The sequence below is a fragment of the Halostella sp. PRR32 genome (genome assembly GCF_034808085.1).
GTDB lineage: Archaea > Halobacteriota > Halobacteria > Halobacteriales > Natronoarchaeaceae > Halostella > Halostella pelagica.
This window is the reverse complement of the sequence record NZ_JAXHGL010000001.1, coordinates 755,778-781,151: the sequence shown is the minus strand read 5'-3', so window position 1 is coordinate 781,151 and position 25,374 is coordinate 755,778. Positions and strand designations below refer to the sequence as shown.

Sequence of the window (25,374 nt, the reverse complement as noted above, 5' to 3'; positions counted from 1 at the left end):
AGTGAGACTCGCCAGTCACCGTGAACGATACGACTCGTCTCGTGAAAGAAAAAGCGAAACGCCGTGGTCGGCGGAAATGCCCGCCGACCAACTCCGAACGGGCCGAGGCCCGTTCTACCCGAACATCTGGCGCATCATCGGGTGCATCTCCATGAGTTGCTCTTCTGCGATCTCCTCGTACAGCTTGTACGTGATAGAGACCGTCAGCAGCAACCCGGTACCGGAGACGCCGCCGATGGTGCCGAGCATGTTCGCCATGACCGCGAGCAGTCCGACGAGAGCGCCGCCGATGACGGTGACCTGCGGAATGTACCGCTCCATCACCTTCTCGATGACGCCGATGTTCTGTCGGAAGCCGGGGATCTGCATCCCGGAGTTCTGGATCTGCTTCGCCGTGGCTTCGGGGCCCATGTCGGTCGTCTCGACCCAGAAGATGGCGAATATCGCTCCGCCGACGATCATGAACGTCAGGTCGATGCCGATGCGGATGAGCACCTGCCAGGTTTCCTGTGTGACTCCGGACCACCACATCCAGTCTTCCGGTCGCTGGATCGGTGCAATGTAGTAGAACAGGCCGCCGACCGGCTGGCCGTCGGCGTACACACCCAGCCACGATGGCATCTCCATCGTACTCTGGAGGATCTGTCCGAGGAACTGCAGGTTCGCCTGCAGCGCGCGGACGAGGATCATCGGCAGGACGCTCGCGTAGATGAGCTTGACGGGGAAGCGACCACGTGCGCCTTTCACGCGAGCGTGGCTCAGGGGTATCTCGACCCGGACGCTTTCCGCGTACACGACGATTGCGAAGATGAGCAACGTCGTCAGCAGCGCGAGCAGTTGGCCCTCACCGAGGATCAGCGCGTACAGACCCTGACCGGCGATGGGACCGATTGCGGTCTCGCCGACGGCGATATCGTACCAGCTCATCAGCAGGCCGTTCGAGCCGATGAGACCGCCCATCAGTCGCTGGCTCACGCCGGCGATGATGAACAGGCCGATCCCGCTGCCGACGCCCCACTTCGAGATGATCTCGTCCATGAACAGGATGAGGATACCGCCGACGATGATCTGGCCGAATATGACCCACTGGACGGCACCCGGTCCGAGCGACGTACCGCCGAGATTGATCGTTCCCGCGGGCAAGAAGCCGCCGGTGAACACCATCGGCGCGGCGGTGAGGACCGTCATGACGACGACCAGCACCTTCTGGAGACCCTGATACAGGATCTGGTCGCGCGGATCGTCGGTGTCTAGTCCGAGCAGATTCGCACCGCCGAGCAACTGCAAGACGATGCTCGCAGTGACGATCGGTCCGATACCGACTTGCAGGACCGACCCCTGCGACCCGGCCAGGATCGACCGGAACTGTTGATAGATGTCACCGCCACCGCCGGTCGCGAGACCGTACAGCTGTACGTTCGTTAAGAAGAAATACAGCACCAGTACGCCCGCGGTCCAGCCTAGTTTCCGTTTGAACGGTACGTGCCCTTCCGGTCGCTCCACAGAGGGCATGCGGGTAAGGACCGGTTCGGCAGCCTCCTTCCATCCCATGTCTTACTCTCCGTCTTCGTCGGCTTGGGATACGTCTTCTGGTTCGTCGTCGGCCGTTTCGGCGCGGTCGCTGAGAACGGCCTCGCCGCCCGCTTCCTCGACGAGCGCGCGAGCGCTCGCGGAGAACGCGTCGGCGACGACCGTCAGTTCGTTGCGGACCTGTCCGTTACCGAGTACCTTCACCGCGTCGGCCTCGTACCCGTCCTCGACGATGTCGCGTACGTCGAGTTCGTAGCCGCCGTCGGTCTCCTCGGCGAGGTCGTCCGCCGCGTAGACGACGGCGTCCTCGTCGAGTTTCTGGACGTCGATAGTCAGGACCTCCTCCTGAACGGACTGCGGCCGTTTGAAGCCGTGTTTGCCGAGCGGTTCGTAGTTGTGGAACTCGTGCTTGTCGCGGCCTGCGCGCCCGCGCCCGCCCCGATGGCCGGCGCCGCGGCGGTTCTTGTGACTACCGCCGCTGTGCGTTCGAGAGCCGCGCTGGCGTCGTTTCTTACTGGTCATTGTTATCGCATCGATGTGAGGAGGTCGTCTATCTCCTCGGTCGTGTGTTTCCCGAGTTGGCCGCCCTCCGCGGTCGGCTTCTTGACGCCCTCGTGGCCCTTCCGCGGGGCGTGCAGGCGAAGCACCGGCGCGAGGCCTTCGTCTCGGAGGGTCGTCTCCTCGTCGACGAGAGCGTTCGCGAGAGCGGTGATGTCATCGTACTCGGTGTGCTCGTCGATCCACTCGTCGTCGACATCGGCGTCCCCTTCGAGCGGTTCCGCTCGGGTACGCAGCAGCGTCTCGACGGACTCCTGACTCGGCTGCCCGTGAGCAACGTAGTCGTTGACCTTCGTCACCATCCCCTCGTACGTGGGGGTTTCCGGCACCAGAGCGCAGTGGTTCACCGCGTGGATGTTGAGCATCTCCAGGGTGTCCTGGATGTCGTTGTTCATGTCGACTTCGCCGCGGACCTGAACGACCGCCTTCATTATTCGATCACCTCTCGCTGCTCGAATGCGTGTTGCGGGACGCGCGCCTCGGCCGTGTTGCGAAGCGCGTTGAACGTCGCCTTCGCGAAGTTGACCGTGGTGCGCGTGTTCCCGGAGCTGCGTGTCCAGGCGTCCTCGATCCCGGCCAGTTCCAGCACGTTACGGACCGTCTCACCGCCGGCGAGACCCAGACCGCGCGGGGCGGGCCGGAGCTCGACCTCGACGCTGCCGGCCTTGCCCGTGGCGCGTAGCGCAACCGTGTGCGGACGGCCGCAGCCACACTCCCAGGACCCGCAGCCGCGGGAGACGTTGATGATGTTCAGCTTGGCGATACCGATCGCCTTCTGGATGGCGGCACCGACCTGGTCGTCGCGACCCTCGGCGTACCCGACGAACCCGTCGCGGTTGCCGATGGCGACGACGCAGCGGAACTTCACGCGCCGTCCGGAGTCAGTCATTCGCTGGACCATGTTGATGTCCAGCACTTCGTCTTCCAACCCCGGCAGGAGCTGGTCGGTGACTTCCGGCTCCTTCAGCGGGAGACCGGAGTTGAGGGCGTCTTGCATCGTCGTGATCTCGCCCTCCTGTACTTGCTTTCCGAGCCGGGTGACGGGTTCCCAGCCGCTATCGTTGTAGTTATCGCCGCTCATAGCTCTTGGAGTGTTTCGCGCACTTCGTCGAAGTGCTCCGGCAGTTCGGTGGCGTCGAAGTCCCCGCTGTACAGCGGCTCGTCGAGCTGTTCGGCGTACTCGGCGATGTGTTCGCCGCGGTTACGCGACCAGTCAGCGAGCACGTCATCGCTGTGAGGGATCTCGAGGCCAGCGTCTATCGCACCTTCCTGAATGGCGAACACCTTGTTTCCGGGTGTCGCCGTGTTGAGGCCGATGTCGAGAACTGCTTCCTCGACATCCGCGTCTAACGCGCGCTTGCCAGCGAGAAACCCGGTCAGGTACGCGGCGGGCAGGTTCCCCGTGGGAGCCTCCCAACCGTGTTCCGCCAGGTCGCTGGAGTGTGCGCTCGCGATCGTTTCGTCGCCGTCGGGGCCGGGGGTCACCAGCTGCGCCGTAGTGTGCTTGTTGCTCTTGCGAGCGACAAGCCGGGGTTTCCCGGATTTCAGCAGGCGCAACCTCTGATGGTAATCTGTCCGGACCTCACGGCGGCGCCGCATCGGCACCTTGTATCGTGGTCCTGTCGCCATTATTGGTCTCCGTAGTGGTCGTCAATGTAGTTCAACAGGCGCTGAACGCTCCGGAACTCGCCGCCGCGAGACTTGTTGTAGAGGTCTCGGTACTGCGAGGACGTGATCTCGCCCTCGGCGCGGAGTTCCTTCAGTTTAGCGCGCTGTGCGCGAATCCGTTCCTGCCAGTCGTCTTTGGGGTCCTGTCGAGCGCCGGCGGTCCCCTTCCGGGAACCGGGGCCCTTCTGGTGGCCGTACGAGCGCTTCTTCTGGCGCTCGCGTGCGCGACCCCGCGAATTGCCCTGCTTTTCCTCTGCCTGAATCGTTCCCTGGTCTACGAGCTCGCGGATGTCTTCGCGGGTGATCGCCTCCGCGATGTCGCCCTGGGCCTCGGGGTCGAACCAGACGCGGTTCTTCCCGACGTCCAGCACGTCGGACGCGAGTCGCTTCTGTGCGGATAGGTCACTCATCGTCTGTCACCTCGACTTCCACGTACGTCGGATTGAGTACGCGGATGTCCTGGTCTTCGGCCTGTTCTTCGATCCGCTCGCGCTTGCGAGCACCGACCTTCGAGGCGATGCGGACCGCCTCGCGGTCGCCGTCGACGCCCTCGAGGTCGTCGACGTTGTGAACGTGCACCTCTTCGAAGCCGCTGGGGTGCTTGCCGCGCACCTCGGTCGGCGTTCGGAAGCCGGCCTGGACAGTGTCGCCCTTGCCTTTGATGCCGCGGCGCTGCTTGGAGAGCGTACCGCGGGGGCGTCGCCACGACGTGGACACGCGCTTTTTCTTGTGGTGGTCCTGGCGGTTGAACTTCGGCTTACCGACGCGCTTGCGCTCGGTGAGCAGCCGTTCTTCTTCCTCGCTCAGGTCCGGTTTCTTCTCTGCGAGACCGCGAGGCTGGAGTTCGGTTTCGACCTCCTCTTCGGCTTCCGCCTCTTCCTCGGTCTCGTCTTCTATCTCCGCCTCGGTCTCCTCGGTGACTTCGAGGTCGCCGACGTCGGCCTTGATACGGGCGGCGAGCGCGTTACCCACGCCGTCCGCCTGAGCCAGTTCGTCCTGGCTCGCGCCTTTCACGTCTTCGACCGAATCGAAGCCGGCGTCTCGGAGGGCGTCAGCCTTGCTCGCGCCGACGCCGCTGATGTCTTCGAGTTCCTCTGGTTCTTCGTCTGCCATCTATCAGGCACCTCCTGTCGGCTTCTCGGTGATGTACACGCCGTCCTGGAAGACGCGGGCGTCCTTGTCCGTGACGCGCGTGGTCTGTTCGATGTCCGCGGCGGTCTGACCGACGTCTTCGATGTCGGGGCCGCGGAGCACGAGTTCCTCGTCGTTCACTTCGACCTCGGTGTCGCCGTGGACCGGCGTTCGCCGAGGCGCTTTCTCGCCGAGGAAGTTCTCGATGACGACCTCGTTGTTCTCGACGTTGACCTGCATCGGGAAGTGAGAGTAGAAGACTTCCATCTTGTACTCCCACCCCTCGGTGACGCCGTGGAACATGTTCTCGACGTGGCTCTCGAACGTGCCGAGCGTCGACATGGTCTGGGCGTCGTCCTCGTCGCTCTCGACGACGACGGTGTCGCCGTCGACCGAGACCGACACGTCGGGGTACCAGAGGCGTCGCGTGATACTACCTTCGGGTCCCTCGACGGTAATGTCGAGGTGGTCTACCTCGGCGCTTACCTCGTCCGGGATCTGTAGTTCTGTTCGCGGCATTGTTAGTAGACGTATGCGATGACCTGGCCGCCGATGCCCTGGTCGCGGGCCTCGTAGTGGCTCATTACGCCGTGACTCGTCGTCACGATGAGCGCACCGTAGTCGCGGGCGGGGAGGAACCGCTTCTCCCACTTCTCGAACTCGTCCGCGCCCGCGGAGTAGCGGGGCTTGACGGGGCCACAGTCGTTTATGGCGCCTTTCAATTCGACCTCGAACTTACCGGCTTTGCCGTCTTCGACGAACTCGAAGCCGTCGACGTACCCGCGGTCGTACAGGACCTCGAGTACATTGCCGATCTCGTTCGAGGCGGGTTCTACCTCGTATGTCAGATGTCCCACGCTCTCGGCGTTGTTAAGCCCCGAAAGCGCGCTACTGAATGGATCGTTTCCTGCCATTGTTATCGGTACTTGTTGAAGCCCATGCTCCGGGCAACTTCGCGGAAGCACTGTCGACACAGCCAGATGTCGTACTTGCCGACGAGGCCCTGCTTGCGCCCGCAGCGCTGGCACTGCTCCATCTGCTCGGTGCGCTTTGTGGCGTGCTCGCCCGTAGCGTCGGCTTCGTTCTCACTTTCACTCATTGGTCGATCTCCACGTTGAACTCCGACTCCACGAAGGCGACTGCATCGCCTTCGTCGAGGCGGTGGCTCGACGGGATCGAGCGGGTGGCCTTGTCGCGCTTGGAGACGCGGTAGCCCGGACGCACCAGGTTGACAGTGACGTCCAGCCCGTAGATCCCGACGCTCGGGTCGTACTCCTGACTCGGGAACTCAGTGTGTTCCTCGACGCCGAAACTGAAGTTACCGGTGTCGTCGAACTGCGACGCGGAGACGTCCGCGAGCGGCAGCGACTTCTCCAGGAACTCGTCGGCGTCCTCGCCGCGAAGGGTGACCTTCGCGCCGATGGGGTCGCCCTTCCGGATGTTGAAGTCGGCGTTCGTCGCCTTCGCCTGGGTTCGAACGCTCTGCTGGCCGGTGACCTCTTCGAGTATCTCCTCTGCTTTGGCGAGTTCTCGACCGCCCTCGCCGACGCCCATATGGACGACGACCTTCTCGGTCTGGGGGCGACGCATCTCGTGGAACTCGGCGTCGTCTGCCTCGCTCATTCTGCGTCACCTCCGTCCGAGTCGTCGCCCGTGAAGTTCTCGTCGATGACGACGACGTACTCCTCGATCGTCTCGAAGGAGCCGTCGTCCATTTCGACGACAACGTTGTTCGAACCGCTGCCGGGCGTGACCTGAATCTCCGCGATCTCGCCGATATCGCCGGCGTGCTGACCGCGAACGGCCGTCACGAGCGCCCCTTCCTCGTACGGGAAGTGAGCGACGACCTCGTTGGTGTCGTTGTCGACGACGATCGAGTCACCGCCGCTGTACTCGCTGGCGTCTATGCTCAGGTTCTGTCCGTCGTGGAGGTTCACCTGCGTCTCCCCGCCGGGGACCTGCTGCTTGTCCTCGATCTTGCTCAGTTTGCTGCCGGCGGCTTCCTCGTCGACGGGGGTCAGCGAGAGCCGACCGCCCTCGTCGGGGAAGACGCGGTAAAACTCTTCGCGCTCGGTAAAGGCCAGGATGTCGAACATCCCGATCGGTCGACTCTCGTCGGAGACGGCGTCGCCGTTGACCAGAACTGCGTCCTGGTTCAGGGCGTAGCGTGCTTCCTTCTTCGAGTCGACGTAGCCGAGCACGTCCCGCAGAAGGATGACGAGCGGTACGCCGTCCTTGCCGTGCGGGCCTGCGCCGGCCGCCGTCGTGAACGTCTCCGTCTTGCGTTCGACCGGCCAGGACTTCGGAACTGACAGTCGTTTCTGGTGTTTCGTCATTCGCTATCACCTTCCAGACGCGCCTCTCGGCGCTCGTCGTCCAGGTTCAGGTCCGTCACGCGGAGGTTGCTCGCGTCGAGCGGCCGCGGAACTTCCTCGCCGTCGGCTTTCTCCTGAGTGACGTCCTCGACGTGAACGGCGGCGTCCTTGAGGTCGACGTTGACGACTTCGCCGTCTTCGCCTGCGAAGTCGCCGCGCATGACCTCGACGGTGTCGCCTTCGTTCACGCGAACGCGCCGGGTGTCGTACTCCTCGCGGAGGTCGGACGACAGCGTCGCGTGGACCTGCTTGTGTCGCTCGTGGAGCGACGCTTCCGCGCTCTGGTTTCGCTGTTTGCGTGGTTGTCGTGTCATACTATCATCGTCGCCGTGCTCGCGATACTTCCGAATCGCTCTGCGACTTCCCGCGCGATGGGGCCTTTGATCTCGGTCCCGCGCGGCTCCTCGTTCTCGTCGATGATGACGGCCGCGTTGTCCGCGAACTTCACGCGGGTGCCGTCGGGTCGACGGATCGCCTTGCGCTGACGAACAATGACGGCCTCGAGCACCTGGCGACGCATCTCGGGCGTCCCCTTGGTGACTGAAACCGTGATCTTGTCGCCGATGCCGGCTTTCGGGTGGCGGTTCTTCGCGCCGGAGTACCCCGACACGCTGGTGACTTTCACCTCGCGCGCACCCGTGTTGTCGGCACAGGTCAGCAGGGAACCTTTCTCCAGTCCCTGCGTCACGTCAGCCTTGAGCGCTTCCATCAGTCGTCACCTCCCTCGCCGGCAGCTCCGGCTTCCGCTGGGATCTCCTCGACGACGACGTGACTCTTCGTCTTCGAAAGTGGTCGTGTCTCTGCTATACGGACCGTGTCGCCTACTTCCAGACCCAGGCACTCGGGTGCGTGGGCCGGAACGCGCGACCGTCGCTTCATGAAACGGTCGTACTTCGGCACTGTGACGTCGTACTCTCGTTCGACGATCACGGTCTTGTCCATGTCGGTGGAGGCTACCTCTCCCTCGAGGATCTGGCCGCGCACGGAAAGGGTTCCGTGGAACGGACAGTTCTCGTCGGAGCAGGTTTCCTCCGGTTCCGGTACATTCAGTCCTATCGCCATAATGAATCTCCTGTGTTCTCGCTTCGTCGGGCGGGTTGTGAGAGCAGTCGTGCTCCATCCACCGTAACGTGGGCCGCGTCGTTGCCGGAGTGCCCGTTGGCACCGTCTGCGTGCCCCTCGGCACGTTCGTCGTCCTCGTCGGGACGACCCGGTTCCGACGCAGTCCCCGCAGTCCTCTCGGACGCGGCGGCTTCATCTGTAAGCGTGAACTCGAACGTCGAGTCCTGTTTCGGCACCTGTCGCACCTGAGACGCCCCGTTGTCGCGACTCTCGATGTGCAGCGTCTGCGTCGTCTCGATCACGACACGCCCCGCTATCCCGACGAGGTCGGGGTTCGCGGCGTCGACGACCTCCACGAGGAGGCCGTTGAGTTCGTGTCGTGGGAGCGTCTCTGGTGTCAGTGCCATTATTCTACGTCCGTGTCGTCGTCTTCTTCGTGCTGGATCGTTTTGATGCGAGCGATCGTCTTCCGCAGCTCGCTGATGCGACCGGGGTCTTCCGGCGCACCACCCGCTGCCTGCACGGCCTTCGCGTTGAGAAGCTCGGTTTCGAGTTCCTCAAGCTCGCTGGCACGCTCGGCGGGCGTCATCTCGCGGATCTCTTCGGTGTAGAGGATAGCCATCAGGCGTCACCTCCCTCGTCTTCGTCGTCGGACTCCGCTTCCGCGTCGTCCATCTCGTCCATCAGCTCGTCGGCCTCCTCCTCGACTTCCTCGTCGAGTTCTTCGAGCTCCTCGGCGATGTCTTCTTCCTCGCCACCGGGGACCTCGACGTCTTCGTCCTCGAACTCCTCGGTCGGGGCCTCCGCAGCCTCCTCGATGACCTCCTCCTCGACGACTTCTTCGTCGGGCTCGGCGGTCTCGTCGGTTTCGGCCTCGGCCTCGCCGAGGTCCTCCGCGACCTCGCCCTCCTCGGGCTCGTCGAGCAGGGCTTCGACGCCCTCGTCGGCCTCGATGTCTTCGGGAACGAGGTCTTCGATGTCGGCGTCCTCCTCGATGCGGAAGTCGTCGGGGAGCTGAGCCTCCGGCGGGATGATCTTGACGTCCACGCCGATAGTGCCGAGTTTCATGACGGCGACGCCCTGACCGTGGTCGACGATCGTCTCGGCGGGCTCACCGTTGTGCTTGATGTACCCGTCGTTGAACTTCTCAACGCGCGAGCGCGCGCCGGTCACTTTGCCCGAGAGGACGATCTCGGCACCCAGTGCGCCGGCATCCATGATGCGTTCGAGCGTGGTGTGGCCGGCTTTCCGGAAGTACCAGCCGCGTTCGAGCGCGTTCGCCAGGCGGTCGGCGACGATCCGGGCGTTCAGGTCGGGTTCGTCGACCTCCTGAACGTCGATCTGCGGGTCTTCGAGGTTGAATCGGTCCTCGAGTGCCGTGGTGATCTTCCGGATGTTCTCGCCGCCCTTGCCGATGACCATCCCCGGCTTCTCGGCCTTGAGGACGATCTGCGTACCCATCGGCGTGTGTGCGACGTCCATCCCGCCGTAGCCGGCGCGACCGAGTTCGTCCGCGAAGAACTCGTCTATCTGGGAGCGCTGCAGGCCGTCTTCGATGAACTGGTGTTCGTCTGCCATTATTCGTCACCCTCCTCCGCCAGGATCAGTTCGACGTCGACCTCCGGCGTGTTCCACGCGGACGCCCGGCCCATCGCTCGGGGCTTGCGTCCCTGGGACTCGCCGACCTTGTGGGCGGCGACGTGCTCGATGACCATCTCCTCGCCGTCGAACCCCTGATGGTCCGCGTTGGCGACGGCGTTCTCGATGAGGTCGAGGAACTCGCCGCTGGCTTTCTCCGGGTAGCGACCCGCGTCCCAGCCGTCGATATCCGACCGGTGACCGACGCCGGAGTTGTGCTGTTTGAACGGGACCGACTGGTCGCCGTCGACGACCGCCTGGAGGAACTCCTCGGCCTCGGCGGCGGTCTTGCCCTTGATAGCTCGGGCGATCGCCTTGCTGTGCTTGTGACTCATGTGACGCTCCCGGAGCATTGCTTTCGCCGTCTCGTCCGGGTCCGCGTCGACGCTGTAGTTGATTCCCATGATTGTATCACTTCAGCGGCACGAACTTCGAGGAGCGTGTCGCGCCGATACCGGCCTGACCGTGTTCGACGGAGGTCCGCGTCAGCTGGAACTCGCCGAGGTAGTGGCCGATCATCTCGGGTTCGACCTGCACGCGCTCGAAGCCCTGGCCGTTGTGGACGGCGAAGGTCTTCCCGACGAACTCCGGCAGCACCGGCATGTCGCGAAGGTGCGTGCGGATGGGGTCGTTCGCCGACTCCTCGTCGCCTTTCGTCTGCGCTTCCTCGCGGAGTTTCTCCTCCTGCACGGTGAGGCCGCGTTTGATGGTTCGCCGCTGTCGAGCGGGGAGCAGTTCCGCGACTTCCTCCAGGCTCATGTCCTGCAGTTCGTCCAACGTGTGACCGCGGTAGGTGAACTCACCTTCACGGCCGGTTCGGTATTCGGAATCAGACATCAGTTGTCACCTCCGCGTCCCGTGCGCCGGGACGAGATGTCGCCGACCTTGCGGCCCGGCGGGGCGTTGCGGGAGATGCTCTTCGGTTTGCCCGGGTGCTGGCGGCCACCGCCACCGAACGGGTGGTCGACGGCGTTCATGGCGACGCCACGAACGTTGGGCCACTTCGTGCCGCGGGCTTTCATCTTGTGGTACTTGTTCCCCGCTTTGACGTGGGGCTTCTCGGTGCGGCCGCCGCCGGCGACGACGCCGACGGTCGCCCGGCACTCGGGGTCGAGTCGCTTGACCTCGCCGCTCGGCAACTGGACGACCGCGGCGTCGCGGTCGTGGGTGATGAGGTCGCCGCTCGTCCCGCTGGCGCGGGCGAACTTGCCGCCGTCTCCGGGCTGGCGCTCGATGTTGCTGACCGGAACCCCTTCCGGGATCTCGGCGAGCGGGAGCGTGTTGCCCGGCTTGATCTCGGCCGAAACGCCGATCTGGATCTCCTCGCCGACGCCGATCCCCTCGGCGACGAGGATGAGGCGTCGGTCGCCGTCCTCGAACTCGACGGCAGCGACGGGTGCGCTCCGGGCCGGGTCGTGCTCGATGTCGACGACCGTGCCGGAAATCACGTCGCTGTCTTCGGCTTTTTTGTGCGTCAGGTCCGCCTTGTAGCGATGCGACGGGGCTCGGAACGTCGAGCCACCGCGACCGCGTCGCTGTCCTTGAATTCTCCGTCCCATTGTTAGAACACCCCGATACGGGAGGCGACTTCCTGCGCGTCGTCCTCTTCGGCGAGTCGGACGGTCGCTTTCTTTCTCCCGTTCATCGTGACTTGGGTGTTGACTTTCTCGACGTTGATGTCGAACTGTTCCTGAACGGCCTCCTTTATCTCCGGCTTGGCGGCGTCCAGGTCGACGATGAACTGGAGCTTGTTGTCGAAGTCCATCTGGTTCATCGCCTTCTCGGTGACCAGCGGGTGGACGATGATGTCTCCCGTCATCGGGAGGCCACCTCCTCGACGGCGCTCTCGGTGAACACCGTTAGTCGACCGCCTTCCGCGCCGGGGGCGAGGTCTTCCGCGTTGACCTCGGCCGCCGTCGCGACGTCAGCGCCAGCGAGGTTACGCGCGGCCTTCGACGGGCCGGCCTCGTTGGACGTGACAAAGAGGATCGACCGCGGCGTCTGGTACTTGCGGCCGCGGGTCTTCCCGCGACCGGAACGGACCGAACGGCCCTCGTCGGCGCGTTCGATGTCCTCGTGAACGCCGAGGGATTCGAGCGTGTCGACGACCGCCTGGGTCTTGACGAGTTCCTCGAACGAGTCGCTCACGACGAGCGGCAGGTCGAGGTCGTCGTCGAACTCGTGGCCTCGCTCGGCCACGACGTCTTCGTCCGCCGTCGCCGCGATGGCGCTGCGGACTGCCTGTTTCCGTTCCTTGTCGTTGATATCTAGCGAGCGATCCTTCTCGGACTTCGGCGGGTGGGCCGGGCGGCCGCCCACGGTCTGGGGCACGCGTCGCCCCTGTCCGTTCTCGCGCGGGACGTGGGCCATGCCGCGGCCGCTCCCTTGCGACTCGGCGGGCGTTCGCATGCCGGCGTACTCGTCCGCGCCGTAGTCCTGTTTTCGGTTGGCCTGGGCGGCGAGCACGGCTCGCTTGATGAGGTCCGGTCGGTAAGCCGACTCGAACACCTCGGGGAGGTCGAGCGTGCCGTCGTCCTCGCCGTCCAGGTTACGGATTGTTGCTTGCATTGTTTACCCCTGATTCGATTCGGTAGAGACGTAGCGCACCTCGGGATCGAGGCGCGGTTGGTCGTTCGGTCGGACGGCCGGTCGGAGGCGTACGAGACGCTGCTCCGGACCGGGGACCGAGCCTTTCACGAGCGCGTACGGGCCGTCGACTTCGCCGTAGTTGACGAAGCCGCCGTCGACCGACGCGTCGTCGCCGTCACCGATGTCGATGAGGCGCTTGTTCAGTTCCGTACGCTGGTGGTAGCCAGTCTGGCCCTGCTGCGGGACCGTCGAGCGAACGCGGGAGGGGTTCCACGGGCCGAGGTTACCGATCCGGCGCCGCCAGCCCTGACGGGCGTGTTTCCCTTTCCGCTTCTGGACGCCCCATCGCTTGACGGGGCCCTGGGTACCTTTCCCTTTCGTGATGCCGCTGACGTCCGTGTATTCGCCGGCGCGGAACACGTCGTTCATCTCGTGTGCGCCGCCGTCGGCCACGATGTCGAGGGCGAAATCGGCGCGGTCCTCGATGGAACCGCCGCCGACGCGCGTCTCCATCACGTCGGGCTTTTTCTTCGGAACGCTCTGTACGTCGTCCGGTACGGTGTGGGTGATGACGCGGATGTCGGCGACGTCGCCGGCCTCGATGGCGTCGCGGAGTTCGTCCTCCGCGGCGTCAGCGTTGTACTCCTCGGGAACGTCCAGGACGCGGTCGAGTTCGTCGTGGAACTCGTCGGTCCAGACTTCCGTTATCGGTTTCTTTCCGTACGCGGTGTCTTCGTACGCTCGCAGGGCGACGGCGCGCATCGGCGGCGTCTCCACGATGGTGACTGGGACGGTCTCCTCCATCCCTTCGCGGGGGGAGTCTGACTCGTCGTTGATCATCACCACGTGGGTCATACCTGCCTTGTAGCCGGCGAAACCCTGGAGCGCTGGCTGTCCGTCATCGTCCGGCCACGAATTGAAGCGCGGAACTTCGCTCTCCGCGCGCTTCCGCGGACCGAACCCCAGCGAGCCTTTGCGTGGTCTGCTTGGTTGTGGCATTGTTGTCTCACTCTGTGAGTGTGAGGCAGCCGAGGGCGGCGAACATTGCTTCTTCCGTTCGCACGACCTCGCTGCCCTGGTTCGGAATCGCGTTGAGCCAGAGGTCGAACCGGCCGGGTACGCCTGGTTCGACCGCGGACGGGTCGGTCCCGTCCGCCGGTTCGGTCTCAACGGCTCCCTCGTCGGGAGTCCGGGAGGACCTGACCGCCTCCGCGGTCACGCCCTCGATCATCGCCGGCAGCCCTCTCTCGGGCGCACCGAAGGCGACGGTCATTCCGTCGCCCTCGATGCGACCGGCCAGTTGTCCGAGTCGGCCAGCGGTGAGCGGTTCACCGTGGCGCGACGTTGCGATCCGGACACCGGCGTCCTCACGGCCGAGCGCTGCCGAAAGGTCCGCGCGGTCGACCGACAGCCCCGGTAGGGGGGTGTCGACGATCTTCGCACGGACCGGCTCTCTCGAAGAGATCCTGACGGTAACGCGCTCCCCCTCGTCGACCTCCGTTTCGGGAGGGACGACGAGCGAAATTGGGTGTTGCATTCCGCAATTGACCCGTACGCGCCCTTCAGGTCCGACCTCGGTCACGATTCCCTGTCTTAACGACCCCGAATCGTCGGATCCGGAGCCGGTCTGCGACGCGGCGCGGAGCGGCGGCAGTACGCCCGCGAACTCCAGTTCGTCCCGCTTGCCCCACGCCTCCTTTCGGAGGTACGGCGGCGTTGCGGCGTACCGAAGTACGGTTTCGACGAACCCGCCGCCCCACCTGCGCTCCCCCTCCGAATCGGGGAAGACGGTCAGGCGGTCCGCCCGGAACACCGTCGCCGCGCGGGCGACGTAACCGATCTTGCGAGTTGCCTCGCGTTTGTCTTCGGCTTCCCGGACGAGAGACGACGGCACGAGTACGCTGACGGTCATGCCGTGACGCTTCGACGCCTCGCCACTAGACTGTGCCGATGTTTTCCGTCCGGGTCGTAAAAGGATAGCGGATCGGATCTATCCTGTGGGCCGTTCACACGGGTTTCAGTAGGGTTTCACGACGGTTTGCGTATGTTTCTCAGTACCGTGGTTCGCCGGGTCGAAGGTGTCCAGATCCGGAAGCCTTATACGACATCCGAGAATTAGAAGCAAATGCAACGGGCGCTGGTAGTGTAGTGGTATCACGTGACCTTGCCATGGTCACAACCCGAGTTCAAATCTCGGCCAGCGCACTTTTCCTTCGAATTATCCCGATTAGGACGCCGTAGCGTCCGCTCGTGCCTCCGCGAGCAGCAACACCGCGCCGGCGAAGCGAGGTACTGAGAACGCTCGTTCCCTTCCCAGTTGTCGAGAATCGTCTGTCACCTATTTTGTGTCGATACTGTACATCCAACTACCGATGAGAGTTCAGAGACAGACACTCGCGAAGATCCTCGTGGTGGTCTTCGTGTTCAACCTCGCAGTGATGGGCGCAGGTGCGTGGTTCGCCTACGAAGAGGCGCCACCGATGCCGGACCGAATTCACGGACCGGACGGTGAGACGGTCGCCACCACGGCGGATATTCAGGACGGAAAGGCAGCCTTCCAGCAGTACGGGCTGATGAACCACGGGTCGATCCTGGGTAACGGCGCTTACTACGGCGTCGACTACACGGCGGACGCCCTGGAGTTGAAGACCCAGTACATGCAGGAGTACTACGCCGACCAGCGGTACGGAACGGCGTACGACGACCTCGAAGCGGGTGAGCGCGCGGCCGTCGACGAGCGCGTCACGGAAGACCTCGGCAACGACCAGCCGTCGGAGAACGCGATACCGTACTCCGAGGCGGAAGTGTACGCCCACGAGGCGGTTCGCCAGGACTACATCGAGCGGTACCACGAGGGCGATTCGGAACGGGGCGTGCCGGCAGGCATGATCGACTCCGAGGAGGAGGCGTCACAGTTCGCTGACTTCGCTCTCTGGACCGCCTGGGCGGCGCATACGGATCGTCCGGAAAGCACGCACACGTACACGAACGACTGGCCCTATGCGCCGCTCTCGGGGAACAACCCGATCGGGGCCGCGATGACGTGGAGCGTGATATCGATGGTACTTCTCGTCGCAGGTGCGGGGTTCGGCGTCTGGCTCTACAAGTCGATCGAACTTCCCGAACCGGACACTGAGGGGTTCGACGTTCCGTCCCCCGGCGAGTTCGACCTGTACCCGAGCCAGCAGACCGCGGTGAAGTTCATCCCCGTGGCCGCGCTGTTGTTCGTCGGACAGGTCGCTCTCGGCGGACTCCTCGCGCACTACTACGTCGAACGGGACGCCTTCTTCGGCGTGACAACGCTCTTCGGCGTGAACATCGTCGAGGTGCTGCCGTTCTCGATGGCCAAGACGTGGCACCTCGATCTTGCGATCCTCTGGATCGCGACGCTGTGGATCGCCGCGGGGCTGTTCCTGCCGGCGCTGGTGACCCGCTACGAGCCGAAACGCCAGCAGACCTACGTCCGCGGACTCTTGGGCGCGCTGCTTGTCGTCGCCGTCGGCGGACTGGCAGGCGTCTGGCTCGGTGCGAACGGGTACATCGGCGGCGACCTCTGGTGGATATTCGGAAACGAGGGACTGGAGTACCTCGAGATCGGGAAGTTCTGGCAGGCCGGCCTGCTCGTCGGGTTCGCCCTCTGGGCGGTTCTGGTCGCGCGAGCACTCAAGCCCCTCCTCGTGGAGGAATCCAAGTACGGGCTTGCCCACATGATCCTCTACGCAGGCGGATCGATCGGGCTCCTGTTCACCGCCGGGTTCCTCTTCACGCCGACGACCAACATCGCTGTCACCGAGTTCTGGCGCTGGTGGGTCGTCCACATGTGGGTCGAGGGCGCGTTCGAGTTCTTCATCGTCGCCGTCGTCGCGTTCACGCTGGTGTCGATGAACCTGCTCTCGTACCGCTCCGCCGAGAAAGCCGTCCTGGTCGAATCGCTCCTCGTCATGGGGACCGGCGTCATCGGCGTCTCACACCACTACTGGTGGGTCGGCATGCCGGACATGTGGGTTCCCATCGGCAGCGCGTTTTCGACGCTGGAACTGATCCCGCTGGTGTTCATCCTCTACGAGGCGCTCGGCCAGTATCGGACGTTCGACGCGAGCGGGAAGGAGTTCCCGTACAAGCTCCCGTTCATGTTCATCATCGCGAGCGGCGTCTGGAACTTCGTTGGCGCGGGCGTCCTCGGGTTCTTCATCAACCTCCCGCTGATCAACTACTACGAACACGGTACGTACCTCACCGTCGGGCACGCACACGCCGCCATGTTCGGCGCGTTCGGCTTCCTCGCTCTGGGCATGGCGATCTACATGCTCCAGATATCGACGGCCGACTGGAGCGGCCGTCGGCTGCGCTGGGCGTTCTGGGCGTGGAACGTCGGCCTCGCCCTGATGGTGTTCGTGTCGGTCCTGCCCGTCGGCTTCCTGCAGCTCGAAACCGCGTTCGTCGAGAACTACGCGACCGCGCGCGGCCTGGCGTTCTACAACCAGGACATCATCCAGTGGCTGTTCTGGGCCCGACTTCCGGGTGACACGCTGATAATCATCGGAACGCTGATCTTCGGCTACGACGTGGTAGCGAAACTCCGCAACCAGCGCGAGGCGGATACGCCCGCCGAAAGTCCCGACGAGGACGGATACCCCCGCCGGGTCCCGAGCGAAAGCGACGACTGAGAGGGCCGTTGTAACTGCTTCCGGTATTCGCCGACCCCGTGTCGGCGAACTACCGAATTGATTTACGTCAGTCCTATGAGCCGACCGCGAACGGTTCGCGTCTCATCTCTTCTGCGATGACTGCACCGGTAGAGTAGCGTCCCGTTCTACGCCGCGCCCTGATACCTCTGTACAGCTCTACTCGCCCCCGACGACGGCGTTTCGAAGCGTTCCGATCCCCTCGTACCAGATCTCGACGTCGTCGCCGGGTTCGACCAGGCCGGGGTTGGCCGGACTGCCGAACGCGACCACGTCACCGGGCCGAAACGTGTACCGCTCGGAGAGGAACGCTATCGTCTCCCGCGGCGGGAACAGCATCAGTTCGGTGTTTGCCTCCTGACGCAACTCGCCGCCGACGCGGGTCGTCATATCGAGCCCCGACGGGTCGACATCCGTCTCGATCCACGGGCCGAGAGGTCCGGACCCGTCGAACGCCTTCCGGGCGGTCCGTCCGGGCTGGTCCAGCGCGTCGAGGTCGTTCAGTATCGTGTATCCGCGGACGACATCGTCTACGTCACCGGGATCCAGGTCCGTACACTCCCGGTCGATGACCGCGGCGAGTTCGCCGGCGTAGGTCAGTTCGTTGGTCCACGACGGGTACGCGACCGGGTTGCCCGGCGGATGCACTGACGCCGGCGGCTTGATGAACCAGTCCGGTTGCTCCGGGCGCTCGTAGTCCATCTGGTCCAGCGTCGCGGCGTAGTTGCGACCGACGCAGTACACCGCAGTCGGGTCACAGGGAGCGAGCAGTTCAGCCGCGTCGGATTCGGGCGTGTCAGCGACCGAGCGGTCGCGGGAACTCGTTCCGGCGGAACCTCCGCGAGACGCGGGCAAACGGGCGTCCGTTGAGCCGCGTTCGACGGCGTCGCCGACAACGTAGCTCTCGCCGTCGGTGTGGACCGTCCCGTCCTCGTACTCGCCAGTCAGCACGCCGTCGTCAGTCCGGATCCGTGCGAGTCGCATCACGACGAGAATGGGGCGACGAACGGCAATGGTTTTCGGTCGACGGACGTCATCACCCGACCGCAGCGGTGCGACCGCTCACCCGGCTCGAACGACCGCTAACACCGCGCTCGTTGACCCATTCGACGATCTCGGGGAGGTATCCGCCGTTCGAGATGAACCATTCGAAACGCAGACCGTTCGGAACGCGAACCGTTCGAGATCGCGCTTTGTTCGGGTTGAATTCGACGCGCCGGGGGACTTACTCCACCCCCGACCCGGTCGGCGCGGCGGGGAGTTCGACAGGGTCGCTGTCGATGCCGAGTTCGTCCAGCGCGGCCGCGAGATGTTCCTCCTCGGCGAAGTCCGACCCGTCCTCGACGCGGAGTCGCTGGGCGGTCGCCAGCACCTCGCCGCGGCGGTCGTTCGGGATGTCGTACTTGTCGGTCGACAGTTCGATCACCATGCCGTTGTGGTCCTGCGTGTACAGCGAGTGGAAGATGCCGCGGTCGAACTCGTTGTAGCCGCGGCCCACATCGTTCAGTGCCTGCTTGACCTCGCCGAAGCGCTCGGGGTCGATGCTGAACGAGAGGTGATGGACCGACCCGGCGCGGTGGCGGTGCGGCTGCGGGTTCGACTGCCGGTCGTCGCGGACGAAGAAGGTGATGATGCGGCCGTCGCCGGTGTCGAAAAACAGGTGCGTCGAGTCCGGGTCGTCGAGGTTCGGTTGCCGGAGTACGAGCGGCATTCCGAGAACGTCGCGGTAGAACTCTATCGTCTCCTCCTCGTTGCTCCCGATGAGCGTGATGTGGTCGGTTCCGGTGACGTGGATCGGACTGTCGGGCCGATCTGCGGTGACGGGTTCTGTCGAAGGATCGTCAGACATGGCACCTTCTAGAGCTTTGGATCACATACGTTTGACGCGCTCGTGTGCCCTCTTCGCCCGGGTGTGAGAGGTTTCAGTACCGCTCCTTCGGGGGTGACAGTGCGCAGCGGCTATGGAATTATGAAACGGAACTGGGACGTGGATGGTACTGACTAAACGGTTGAGGCGCGAACTACCGTCACGGTCGGTTCTCGACGGAAGCATTCTTTGCTCAGCCGACTCTGCCGGGTGTGGTAAATGATATCGTCACTCTCCAATGACTTATACGTGAGGAGAACCTATCTTCGGTAGTGAGTGAAAATTCAGAGCGGCGGAACCTGCGGATGCCCGACGACGACGAACTGTTCGCGGTCGTCACCGAACACAACGGTGGCAACCACGTCCGCGTTCGGTGTGAGGACGGCAAGAACCGGATGGGCCGGATCCCCGGCCGAATGAAATACCGAACGTGGATCAACGAGGACGACGTCGTACTCGTCGAACCGTGGGACTGGCAGGACGAGAAAGCCAACATCGAGTGGCGCTACTCCGGCCAGGACGCGGACCAGCTCCGCCGCGAAGGTCACATCGACTGATTCTGCGATAGCGTACTGTTCTTCGTAACCCGAACCGCGAGCAACGCGTCAGTTCCGTTGTACTCGTTCGACCCCGACTGCAGAGCGACGCTACCGAACGGGAAGTCCCGGTCCACGCGGCGTCAGTCGCCCCTGACTGATTCCAAGCACGTTTCACGCGTGATGTACTACGGCTAGCCAATGGATTCTACCGAGGTCCGTCGACTCTGGGAAGACCAGCAGGGGGAGTACTCGCCGGACTATTACGCCCACTACGGACCGAACGAGTCGAGCGAGTGGATCCATGAGGTTCTCGACTCGTCCGTGGCTCGCGACGCCACGGTTCTGGAACTCGGCTGCAGTTCGGGACGGCATCTCGCCCACCTCCACGAGAACGGGTTCGAAGACCTGTACGGCATCGACATCAACCCGGACGCCTTCGAGGTGATGGACGAGATGTATCCGGGCCTGGCTGCCAACGGAACGTTCCGCGTCGACGCCATCGAGGACGCCGTCACCGATTTCGAGGACGGTCAGTTCGACGTCGTCTATTCGGTCGAGACCCTGCAACACCTCCATCCCGACACCGCGTGGGTGTTCGATGACCTCGCCCGGATCACGGACTCGCTACTCATCACCGTCGAAAACGAAGGCGGCGCGACGGACCGACCGCAGGGCGACCCCGAAGTGAACTACGTCAACGACGACGTGCCGCTTTACTACCGGAACTGGGAACGCATCTTCACCGAACGCGGTTTCGAGCAGGTCGACAGCGAGTCGGGCAAGCGAGACATGCTTCGGGCGTTCCGTTCGGCGCAGTAGCCCGACCCGTCTCAGTCGAGTCGTCTCCGCCTGTCGCTGATCCCGGATCGACGACACCAACATAGAGCTAAGGGTCTGCTACCCGTTGGCCGAGTGTGGTGGGGAACACCGAACACTCAGAGACGGAACGCTTGACAATCAATACCGAAGCGGAGACGACCGCCGGAACGGAATCGACAGTAACCAACGCATCCCTGTTCTCCCTCGGGCGCGCAGTGTACGGGGTCGTTCTCGGGGTCATGGCCTTCGACAACGTTCAGAACCTCGACGAGCGGATCGAGTACGCGAACTCGAAAGGCACGCCGATGGCCGACCTGTCGGTCCCGATGACGACTTCGTTTCTCCTCGTGGGGTCCGTGGCGACGGTGCTGGGACGCGTTCCGAAACTCGCCGCAGGGTTCATCGCTGCCTTTTTCGTGAGCGTGACGCCCGTAATGCACGACTTCTGGAATCTCGATGATCCACAGGAGAGGCAACAACAGCAGATACACTTTCTGAAAAACGTCGCGCTACTCGGGACGGCGATCGCACTGGCCGGCCTGGACGATCAGTCAGGGTGACCGCGGCCATTCGAAGTCTCTCTTTTTACCAGAAACTGAAAGTCAGCCTCGGCACTCACGACTCACAATCTATCCACGGGAGTCTCTGGTTAGGTCCTCCAGCCCGTCCAGTCGGAGACTGCATGGCTCTGGAGACTTGATTGACAGCAGACGCTGAGACTTGTTCGGCCGAGTGGCACCCCCGACGACCCGCGCTTTCGACACTCAGATCGGGGAATTCAGCGTACCGAAGTACACCTGCCACGCGAGGGCGGACTTGGCAACCAGACTCAGCAGGATGTAGACCTTCTCTCCGAACAGGTAATTCGTCCAACGGGAGACTTCCAGATACTGTAGTGCCATGTTCAGCGCAAAGAGATTGAAGAAGATGAAAATCGAGACGTAGATGTAGATCACGAACTCCGGAAACTCGCTGCCGCTGGCCGTCACGGTGCCGACGAACGTGATCGCGATGACGACCCAGGGCACGAGACCGGCGAGCGTCCCCACCCAGTAGGGCGTCCAGTCGGTGTCGTCGGTCGACTCGTTGCGTTGTTCCATTAGGAGTCCAGCGAGATTCATCACCGCGATGAGTCCGAACAGCGCAGCGAGCGTCCCGAGGTCCCAGACGCCGGCCAGCATGGCGATCACGACGATCATCAATGAGGCGCTCACGGAGTACTCGTACCAGCGGTAAGGATTCATTCCCCTGTCGAGATACTCGACGTACCGGTCGTACAGCACGGTCGCAATGGCAGTGTGCGCGACCGCGGAGATGAACAGGAACCCTGCCACGAGTAGTGGGAGGTTCGCATCGATGAACGAGACTGTCTCCGGGAAGATAGTCTGCGTCTGGGGGTCGAATCCGTATCTCGTGCGCGTGACCGGCCACAGGACCCGGTCGGCAAGCAGAACCATCGCCAGCCCCTGCAGAAAGTGGAGAACAGCCATGACGGCGTTCCACAACCGGAGTCGGGTGTCCCGCGCAGAGGGTTGCTGGACCGCTCCAGTAACTGTTGTGTTCGGCGTAGACATAAGGGAATTAGAACAGCATGGAATATACGCCTGTGGATAGTCACGACTGTCGTCGAACCAGAAGTCACTCTACCCGAACTCAATTAACAACTGTCTCCTCTCGGAAGATAGCAGATGCGCTTCCCTGACGTTCGTGCACGTATCGTCGCAACTGTATGGATAGAAAGCTGGTCTCGGCACTCACGACTCACAATCTATCCATAGTGACTGTGTTTAGCACGGCTATCGGGCCCGCTTGTTCCGTTACCGTTCGTCCAGCATCTGGACGCCGTGTTCCATCACCGCCTCGCTCACAAAGAGGCTCGTCTAACGCTAGAGTGCTCACACGAGTGCTACCGTCCCGTCTTTATCGAGCAATGCGCAGGCGCTTAGCCAGATGGTTCTGGTCAACGGCGCGCTCGACGCCGGCGCGGCGCAGGACCAGCCGCCGCCCACTGACAGAGGGTCGCTTCGGGGAGTCGATGGGCATCGAGGGATGCTGAGTCACGCAGTGTGGCGACACCGACGAGGGTTCAGGCACCCCTGGCGTCCTCGAAGGCGTCCGCAACGGCGGCGACGGCTTCCGCTCGCCGGTCCAGTTCGTCCGGGTCACCGAGCCGCCCCTTCGTGTTCATAGCCACTGTCGTCGGCGTCCCGCCGAACTGCTTGCTGAACTCATCCTCGAACTTCCCCTTGAACAGCCCCCCGACGATCGAGTCCGACATATCGGGCATGTGGTCCGCCATATGTTCCTCCGCAGCACCGATGCTCACGCTGTCATCCTCGGCGGCCCGAAGCGCGTCTCTGGTTCGCGCCGTGAGAATCTCGCTGGCGAGCGTGTCTGACGGCTCGCCCAGTACCACGAACTCGTCGTCGACGACCGTAGTCTCCGTGGGGATGTTCTCACCGAACTCCGCCAACCCACCGTCTGAGCTCTTGACACTAAATATCATGCTCTCGGCGGTCGGCGCTTCCAGGTCTGCTTCGACGATGGTGAAGGTAGCGTAGTTCGAGCTTCTGGAGTCGCCACCGACCTTCCGTCGCTCCGTGCGGGCACGCACCGGTCGCCCGTGTATCGAGCCCGAGAACACGCCATCCTCCAGGGTGAGCGACGTCTCGTCCTGTATCTGCGACCACTTACCCCGGCTGCGCAATTTCGCAAGGAGTGGGGGTCCGAGACTCACCAGCGCAATCGTCCCGAACATGTACATATTCGGGAGCGTTGCGTCCCCCCCGGGAAGCTGGGACGCAGCGACGTACGGCTCTGCGTTCCCAGTGTAAATAGCGAGTAAGACGAATCCAGAGACGACTATCCAGAGCCACTCTAACAGATCGTAAACGAATTTATTGAACCCCATTTGTATCCACTCTTTATATTTTCACTCCGAAACTTCAGTATTGGGTAGAGGTCAAACAGTCGACCTGTCCGGGAACTAAAAATCGATACTCGTCCCAGACTGCAGCGCGGCGCACTGACAGCACCGGCCCGGATTACACATCCAGTGTATTACCACGAATCGTCCGAACCATATGCCGCAGTCCGGCGAAGGCCATGAGCGCGCCGACGAGGACGAACAGATAGTTCCAGTAGTTGTGCCCCTTCTCGAGCAGATACGACTGCTCGGGCTCGCCCGGAAGGACGTAGGCCGTAATCCGGTCGCCAGCGGCGTAGTTCCCCGCGACCTCCTCGGCCCTGCTCCCCGACGAGACCGCGTTCGTGCCGCCGGGGAAGACGCTGTCGCTCTCGTACTTCTGGCCCTCGTACGTGTACGTGTACACTACGGTGACGGAATGAGACTCCTGGTCCGCTGAATCTGGCCCGCCAGCATAGCTAGAAAATTCCGACGACTGGACTTCCGCATCGACAGCGACGCTCTGTGTCCGCTGTTCGTACTTCGGATATTCGGAGTAGACGACGCCGCCGAGAACTCCGAGCCCGAAAAGCAAGAAGATGAGCGCCGTGGCCAGGTTCCGAACGTCCATACACTCGCTGATAGAAATCATCTGATAAATAAGTACCGCAGGGCGCTCGAACGGATGTGGGTGGAGAGCCCCCAGCACTCACGACTCACAGTGGGTACATTTACCGAGCGTCTCGAGATATTTACTCCGCCACTGGTTCTCCAAGACGGACCACGTAGCGGCCGAATCCGTCCTCTATCTGGTCTATGGTCTCCTGTACGTGGTCCTCGTCGGTGACGTCAGTCTCAGCGACGAGTGCAGTACCACCCTCGGACTCAATACGGTCCTCGAGTTCCTGGAGCTCGTCGCTCCGTCTAGCGGCGAGTGCGACACGAACTCCCTTCCGAACGAGTGCCTCAGCCGTCGATCTCCCGATACCCGACGAAGCATCGGTGATGAGTGCAACTTTCCGTTCCGTCTCCCCAGCGTCTGAATCTGTGAGCGCAGTCATTGGTTACGTTCCACTCTGTCTATGCCGGGAGAGCTGATAAAGTATAAATTTCCCGACTGGTCAGGAGGTTTCGTGGACGAAACTACCGAGCGGATACGACATCTCGAAGTGAACGCTGTTCGCTCTGGCTACTTTTCCAGAACGTGGCAGACGTGATTCTCTGCGTTCGTCCACACTAACTCGAAGTTGGATGGACAGAAAGCTGGCCTCGGCACTCGAACCAGTAATTATCACCGACTTAAGAAGGTGTTTATATAAAATTAGTTCACACTCAAACCGATAGACAGCGAAGAGATGCGACCTCTGTAGCGGAATCCTCACTTGATTCACTCCCATATTTATTTGGATTCTATCTCAATTGGATTCCATGGCTACTTCCGAAACGTTGCTTCTTAGTGGAGGTGTGAGTCTTGCTGTCAGCTTTCTCGTATCGGAATATCGAGTGAGGAGACAATCCACGAAAGACGAAAAGCAAGAGGCGAACCAATGGCATCGAGAGTTAAACGAAGAACTGAGCCGACTCAAACACTATTGTCAAAAGCAACTGACCTCATCTGATATTGGTTTCAAACAGGTAGCGGAAGAACACGAAGCAGTCTCAGACGAACTCGCCAGAATTGCAGGCCGAGCTCCAAGCGGAGTCAGTATCGCGGCGGTCAGAGAAGTGGAGTCTCTTTCTGGGAAATTATACTCTCAAGCAGAAAACATCGAGGCATTCGATGCCGATAATCCCAGTGACGCACGAGAGTTCATGGAAGAAGCAGTCTCTGAGTTTAACACCCATGTCGGAGACACAGTAGACGGAAGCGAATTCTCGTTTCTAGAGGAAATGGATGATTGGGAAACGGGGCGACACCTGTTCTCGAAAACGCTTCTGAAACTCACTCAGCAGGAGATAGACGCCCATAGGTCTCGACTGAGTGAATTCAGGCAAGAATAGATTTCGG

At 62.7% G+C, this 25,374-nt stretch carries 36 protein-coding genes and 1 tRNA gene; 6 read left to right on the top strand and 31 right to left on the bottom strand.

All coding sequences use genetic code 11. The features are described from left to right. Positions 1–114: 114 nt before the first annotated feature. The 25 genes from secY to SM753_RS04030 are packed head-to-tail and all read right to left on the bottom strand — an operon-like array spanning position 115 to position 14,463. The gene (gene secY / locus SM753_RS04150) at positions 115–1,551 is read right to left on the bottom strand and encodes a preprotein translocase subunit SecY (protein WP_323190645.1); all 1,437 of its coding nucleotides are present in this window, start codon (positions 1,549–1,551) and stop codon (positions 115–117) included. A gap of 3 nt (positions 1,552–1,554) precedes the next feature. Beyond that, complete coding sequence (locus SM753_RS04145; RefSeq protein ID WP_135535856.1) at positions 1,555–2,052, bottom strand: uL15m family ribosomal protein; 498 nt, start codon at positions 2,050–2,052, stop codon at positions 1,555–1,557. A 2-nt stretch (positions 2,053–2,054) separates the two neighbouring features. Further along, positions 2,055–2,519 carry a 50S ribosomal protein L30 gene (gene rpmD, locus SM753_RS04140; protein ID WP_323190644.1) on the bottom strand — a complete coding sequence of 155 codons (465 nt, stop codon included), beginning with the start codon at positions 2,517–2,519 and terminating at the stop codon, positions 2,055–2,057. After that, the gene (locus tag SM753_RS04135) at positions 2,519–3,169 is read right to left on the bottom strand and encodes a 30S ribosomal protein S5 (RefSeq protein WP_135535858.1); all 651 of its coding nucleotides are present in this window, start codon (positions 3,167–3,169) and stop codon (positions 2,519–2,521) included. Before SM753_RS04135 ends, rpmD begins: the two co-directional genes overlap by 1 nt. Then, positions 3,166–3,717 carry a 50S ribosomal protein L18 gene (locus SM753_RS04130; protein WP_135535859.1) on the bottom strand — a complete coding sequence of 184 codons (552 nt, stop codon included), beginning with the start codon at positions 3,715–3,717 and terminating at the stop codon, positions 3,166–3,168. Before SM753_RS04130 ends, SM753_RS04135 begins: the two co-directional genes overlap by 4 nt. Beyond that, positions 3,717–4,166, bottom strand: a complete 450-nt coding sequence (locus tag SM753_RS04125; protein ID WP_135535860.1) for a 50S ribosomal protein L19e — start codon at positions 4,164–4,166, stop codon at positions 3,717–3,719. Before SM753_RS04125 ends, SM753_RS04130 begins: the two co-directional genes overlap by 1 nt. Continuing rightward, positions 4,159–4,869 carry a 50S ribosomal protein L32e gene (locus tag SM753_RS04120; RefSeq protein ID WP_135535861.1) on the bottom strand — a complete coding sequence of 237 codons (711 nt, stop codon included), beginning with the start codon at positions 4,867–4,869 and terminating at the stop codon, positions 4,159–4,161. The genes SM753_RS04125 and SM753_RS04120 overlap by 8 nt, the downstream gene beginning before the upstream one ends. Before the next feature lie 3 nt (positions 4,870–4,872). After that, positions 4,873–5,406 (bottom strand): 50S ribosomal protein L6, encoded by a 534-nt coding sequence (locus SM753_RS04115; protein WP_323190643.1) that lies wholly within the window; start codon positions 5,404–5,406, stop codon positions 4,873–4,875. A 2-nt stretch (positions 5,407–5,408) separates the two neighbouring features. Continuing rightward, positions 5,409–5,801 carry a 30S ribosomal protein S8 gene (locus SM753_RS04110; protein ID WP_135535863.1) on the bottom strand — a complete coding sequence of 131 codons (393 nt, stop codon included), beginning with the start codon at positions 5,799–5,801 and terminating at the stop codon, positions 5,409–5,411. Positions 5,802–5,803: 2 nt separating this feature from the next. Then, entirely contained in the window at positions 5,804–5,986 is a 183-nt protein-coding gene (locus SM753_RS04105) for a 30S ribosomal protein S14 (protein WP_135535864.1), read from the bottom strand. Further along, positions 5,983–6,510, bottom strand: coding sequence for a 50S ribosomal protein L5 (locus SM753_RS04100; RefSeq protein WP_135535865.1), 528 nt, complete (start codon positions 6,508–6,510; stop codon positions 5,983–5,985). Before SM753_RS04100 ends, SM753_RS04105 begins: the two co-directional genes overlap by 4 nt. Then, positions 6,507–7,223, bottom strand: coding sequence for a 30S ribosomal protein S4e (locus SM753_RS04095; RefSeq protein WP_135535866.1), 717 nt, complete (start codon positions 7,221–7,223; stop codon positions 6,507–6,509). Before SM753_RS04095 ends, SM753_RS04100 begins: the two co-directional genes overlap by 4 nt. Further along, positions 7,220–7,576 carry a 50S ribosomal protein L24 gene (gene rplX / locus SM753_RS04090; RefSeq protein WP_135535867.1) on the bottom strand — a complete coding sequence of 119 codons (357 nt, stop codon included), beginning with the start codon at positions 7,574–7,576 and terminating at the stop codon, positions 7,220–7,222. The genes SM753_RS04095 and rplX overlap by 4 nt, the downstream gene beginning before the upstream one ends. Continuing rightward, positions 7,573–7,971, bottom strand: coding sequence for a 50S ribosomal protein L14 (locus SM753_RS04085; RefSeq protein WP_138797883.1), 399 nt, complete (start codon positions 7,969–7,971; stop codon positions 7,573–7,575). The genes rplX and SM753_RS04085 overlap by 4 nt, the downstream gene beginning before the upstream one ends. Beyond that, positions 7,971–8,324 (bottom strand): 30S ribosomal protein S17, encoded by a 354-nt coding sequence (locus tag SM753_RS04080; RefSeq protein ID WP_135535869.1) that lies wholly within the window; start codon positions 8,322–8,324, stop codon positions 7,971–7,973. The genes SM753_RS04085 and SM753_RS04080 overlap by 1 nt, the downstream gene beginning before the upstream one ends. Then, entirely contained in the window at positions 8,315–8,731 is a 417-nt protein-coding gene (locus SM753_RS04075) for a ribonuclease P protein component 1 (protein ID WP_135535870.1), read from the bottom strand. Before SM753_RS04075 ends, SM753_RS04080 begins: the two co-directional genes overlap by 10 nt. Further along, positions 8,731–8,946 (bottom strand): 50S ribosomal protein L29, encoded by a 216-nt coding sequence (gene rpmC / locus SM753_RS04070; protein WP_323190642.1) that lies wholly within the window; start codon positions 8,944–8,946, stop codon positions 8,731–8,733. The genes SM753_RS04075 and rpmC overlap by 1 nt, the downstream gene beginning before the upstream one ends. Continuing rightward, positions 8,946–9,902, bottom strand: coding sequence for a 30S ribosomal protein S3 (locus SM753_RS04065; protein ID WP_135535872.1), 957 nt, complete (start codon positions 9,900–9,902; stop codon positions 8,946–8,948). The genes rpmC and SM753_RS04065 overlap by 1 nt, the downstream gene beginning before the upstream one ends. Further along, positions 9,902–10,366: a 50S ribosomal protein L22 gene (locus SM753_RS04060; RefSeq protein WP_135535873.1), complete on the bottom strand. Its 465-nt coding sequence runs from the start codon at positions 10,364–10,366 to the stop codon at positions 9,902–9,904. Before SM753_RS04060 ends, SM753_RS04065 begins: the two co-directional genes overlap by 1 nt. Positions 10,367–10,373: 7 nt before the next feature. Continuing rightward, complete coding sequence (locus tag SM753_RS04055) at positions 10,374–10,799, bottom strand: 30S ribosomal protein S19 (RefSeq protein WP_135535874.1); 426 nt, start codon at positions 10,797–10,799, stop codon at positions 10,374–10,376. Continuing rightward, the gene (locus tag SM753_RS04050; protein WP_135535875.1) at positions 10,799–11,521 is read right to left on the bottom strand and encodes a 50S ribosomal protein L2; all 723 of its coding nucleotides are present in this window, start codon (positions 11,519–11,521) and stop codon (positions 10,799–10,801) included. Before SM753_RS04050 ends, SM753_RS04055 begins: the two co-directional genes overlap by 1 nt. 2 nt (positions 11,522–11,523) lie before the next feature. Beyond that, entirely contained in the window at positions 11,524–11,781 is a 258-nt protein-coding gene (locus SM753_RS04045) for a 50S ribosomal protein L23 (protein ID WP_135535876.1), read from the bottom strand. Next, the gene (gene rpl4p, locus SM753_RS04040; RefSeq protein WP_138797882.1) at positions 11,778–12,530 is read right to left on the bottom strand and encodes a 50S ribosomal protein L4; all 753 of its coding nucleotides are present in this window, start codon (positions 12,528–12,530) and stop codon (positions 11,778–11,780) included. The genes SM753_RS04045 and rpl4p overlap by 4 nt, the downstream gene beginning before the upstream one ends. Before the next feature lie 3 nt (positions 12,531–12,533). Beyond that, a complete protein-coding gene (locus SM753_RS04035) occupies positions 12,534–13,550 on the bottom strand; it encodes a 50S ribosomal protein L3 (RefSeq protein WP_135535878.1) in 1,017 nt (338 codons plus the stop codon). 7 nt (positions 13,551–13,557) lie between these two features. After that, a complete protein-coding gene (locus tag SM753_RS04030) occupies positions 13,558–14,463 on the bottom strand; it encodes an RNA methyltransferase (protein ID WP_323190641.1) in 906 nt (301 codons plus the stop codon). Positions 14,464–14,685: 222 nt separating this feature from the next. Between SM753_RS04030 and SM753_RS04025 the strand changes: the two genes are divergently transcribed. Together SM753_RS04025 and SM753_RS04020 are read left to right on the top strand one after the other, a co-directional pair. After that, positions 14,686–14,756: transfer RNA gene (locus tag SM753_RS04025), tRNA-Gly, on the top strand. Positions 14,757–14,923: 167 nt separating this feature from the next. Continuing rightward, on the top strand, positions 14,924–17,218 hold the full coding sequence (locus SM753_RS04020; RefSeq protein WP_323190640.1) for a cbb3-type cytochrome c oxidase subunit I: 2,295 nt from the start codon (positions 14,924–14,926) through the stop codon (positions 17,216–17,218). A 177-nt stretch (positions 17,219–17,395) separates the two neighbouring features. Here SM753_RS04020 and SM753_RS04015 read toward each other — a convergent pair whose 3' ends face one another. Together SM753_RS04015 and SM753_RS04010 are read right to left on the bottom strand one after the other, a co-directional pair. Further along, positions 17,396–18,220 carry a fumarylacetoacetate hydrolase family protein gene (locus SM753_RS04015; RefSeq protein WP_323190639.1) on the bottom strand — a complete coding sequence of 275 codons (825 nt, stop codon included), beginning with the start codon at positions 18,218–18,220 and terminating at the stop codon, positions 17,396–17,398. A 241-nt stretch (positions 18,221–18,461) separates the two neighbouring features. Continuing rightward, positions 18,462–19,085, bottom strand: coding sequence for a VOC family protein (locus SM753_RS04010; protein WP_323190638.1), 624 nt, complete (start codon positions 19,083–19,085; stop codon positions 18,462–18,464). Between the two features lie 290 nt (positions 19,086–19,375). Between SM753_RS04010 and SM753_RS04005 the strand changes: the two genes are divergently transcribed. The 3 genes from SM753_RS04005 to SM753_RS03995 all read left to right on the top strand — a co-directional run bounded on the left by SM753_RS04005 (position 19,376) and on the right by SM753_RS03995 (position 21,021). Then, positions 19,376–19,660 (top strand): translation initiation factor eIF-1A, encoded by a 285-nt coding sequence (locus SM753_RS04005; RefSeq protein ID WP_135535882.1) that lies wholly within the window; start codon positions 19,376–19,378, stop codon positions 19,658–19,660. Between the two features lie 180 nt (positions 19,661–19,840). Further along, positions 19,841–20,461, top strand: a complete 621-nt coding sequence (locus SM753_RS04000; RefSeq protein ID WP_323190637.1) for a class I SAM-dependent methyltransferase — start codon at positions 19,841–19,843, stop codon at positions 20,459–20,461. A gap of 95 nt (positions 20,462–20,556) precedes the next feature. After that, positions 20,557–21,021 (top strand): DoxX family protein, encoded by a 465-nt coding sequence (locus SM753_RS03995; protein ID WP_323190636.1) that lies wholly within the window; start codon positions 20,557–20,559, stop codon positions 21,019–21,021. Between the two features lie 204 nt (positions 21,022–21,225). Here the strand turns inward: SM753_RS03995 and heR are convergent, their stop codons facing one another. From heR to SM753_RS03975, 4 genes are all read right to left on the bottom strand, one after another. Then, positions 21,226–21,966 carry a heliorhodopsin HeR gene (heR, locus tag SM753_RS03990; protein WP_323190806.1) on the bottom strand — a complete coding sequence of 247 codons (741 nt, stop codon included), beginning with the start codon at positions 21,964–21,966 and terminating at the stop codon, positions 21,226–21,228. Between the two features lie 581 nt (positions 21,967–22,547). Continuing rightward, complete coding sequence (locus SM753_RS03985) at positions 22,548–23,075, bottom strand: hypothetical protein (protein WP_138797876.1); 528 nt, start codon at positions 23,073–23,075, stop codon at positions 22,548–22,550. A gap of 430 nt (positions 23,076–23,505) precedes the next feature. Then, the gene (locus SM753_RS03980; protein WP_168192979.1) at positions 23,506–23,997 is read right to left on the bottom strand and encodes a DUF3592 domain-containing protein; all 492 of its coding nucleotides are present in this window, start codon (positions 23,995–23,997) and stop codon (positions 23,506–23,508) included. Between the two features lie 121 nt (positions 23,998–24,118). Continuing rightward, on the bottom strand, positions 24,119–24,427 hold the full coding sequence (locus tag SM753_RS03975) for an SDR family oxidoreductase (protein WP_135535887.1): 309 nt from the start codon (positions 24,425–24,427) through the stop codon (positions 24,119–24,121). A gap of 367 nt (positions 24,428–24,794) precedes the next feature. On the opposite strand from SM753_RS03975, the gene SM753_RS03970 reads away from it, so the two are divergent. After that, positions 24,795–25,367, top strand: a complete 573-nt coding sequence (locus tag SM753_RS03970; protein ID WP_323190635.1) for a hypothetical protein — start codon at positions 24,795–24,797, stop codon at positions 25,365–25,367. Positions 25,368–25,374 lie beyond the last annotated feature (7 nt).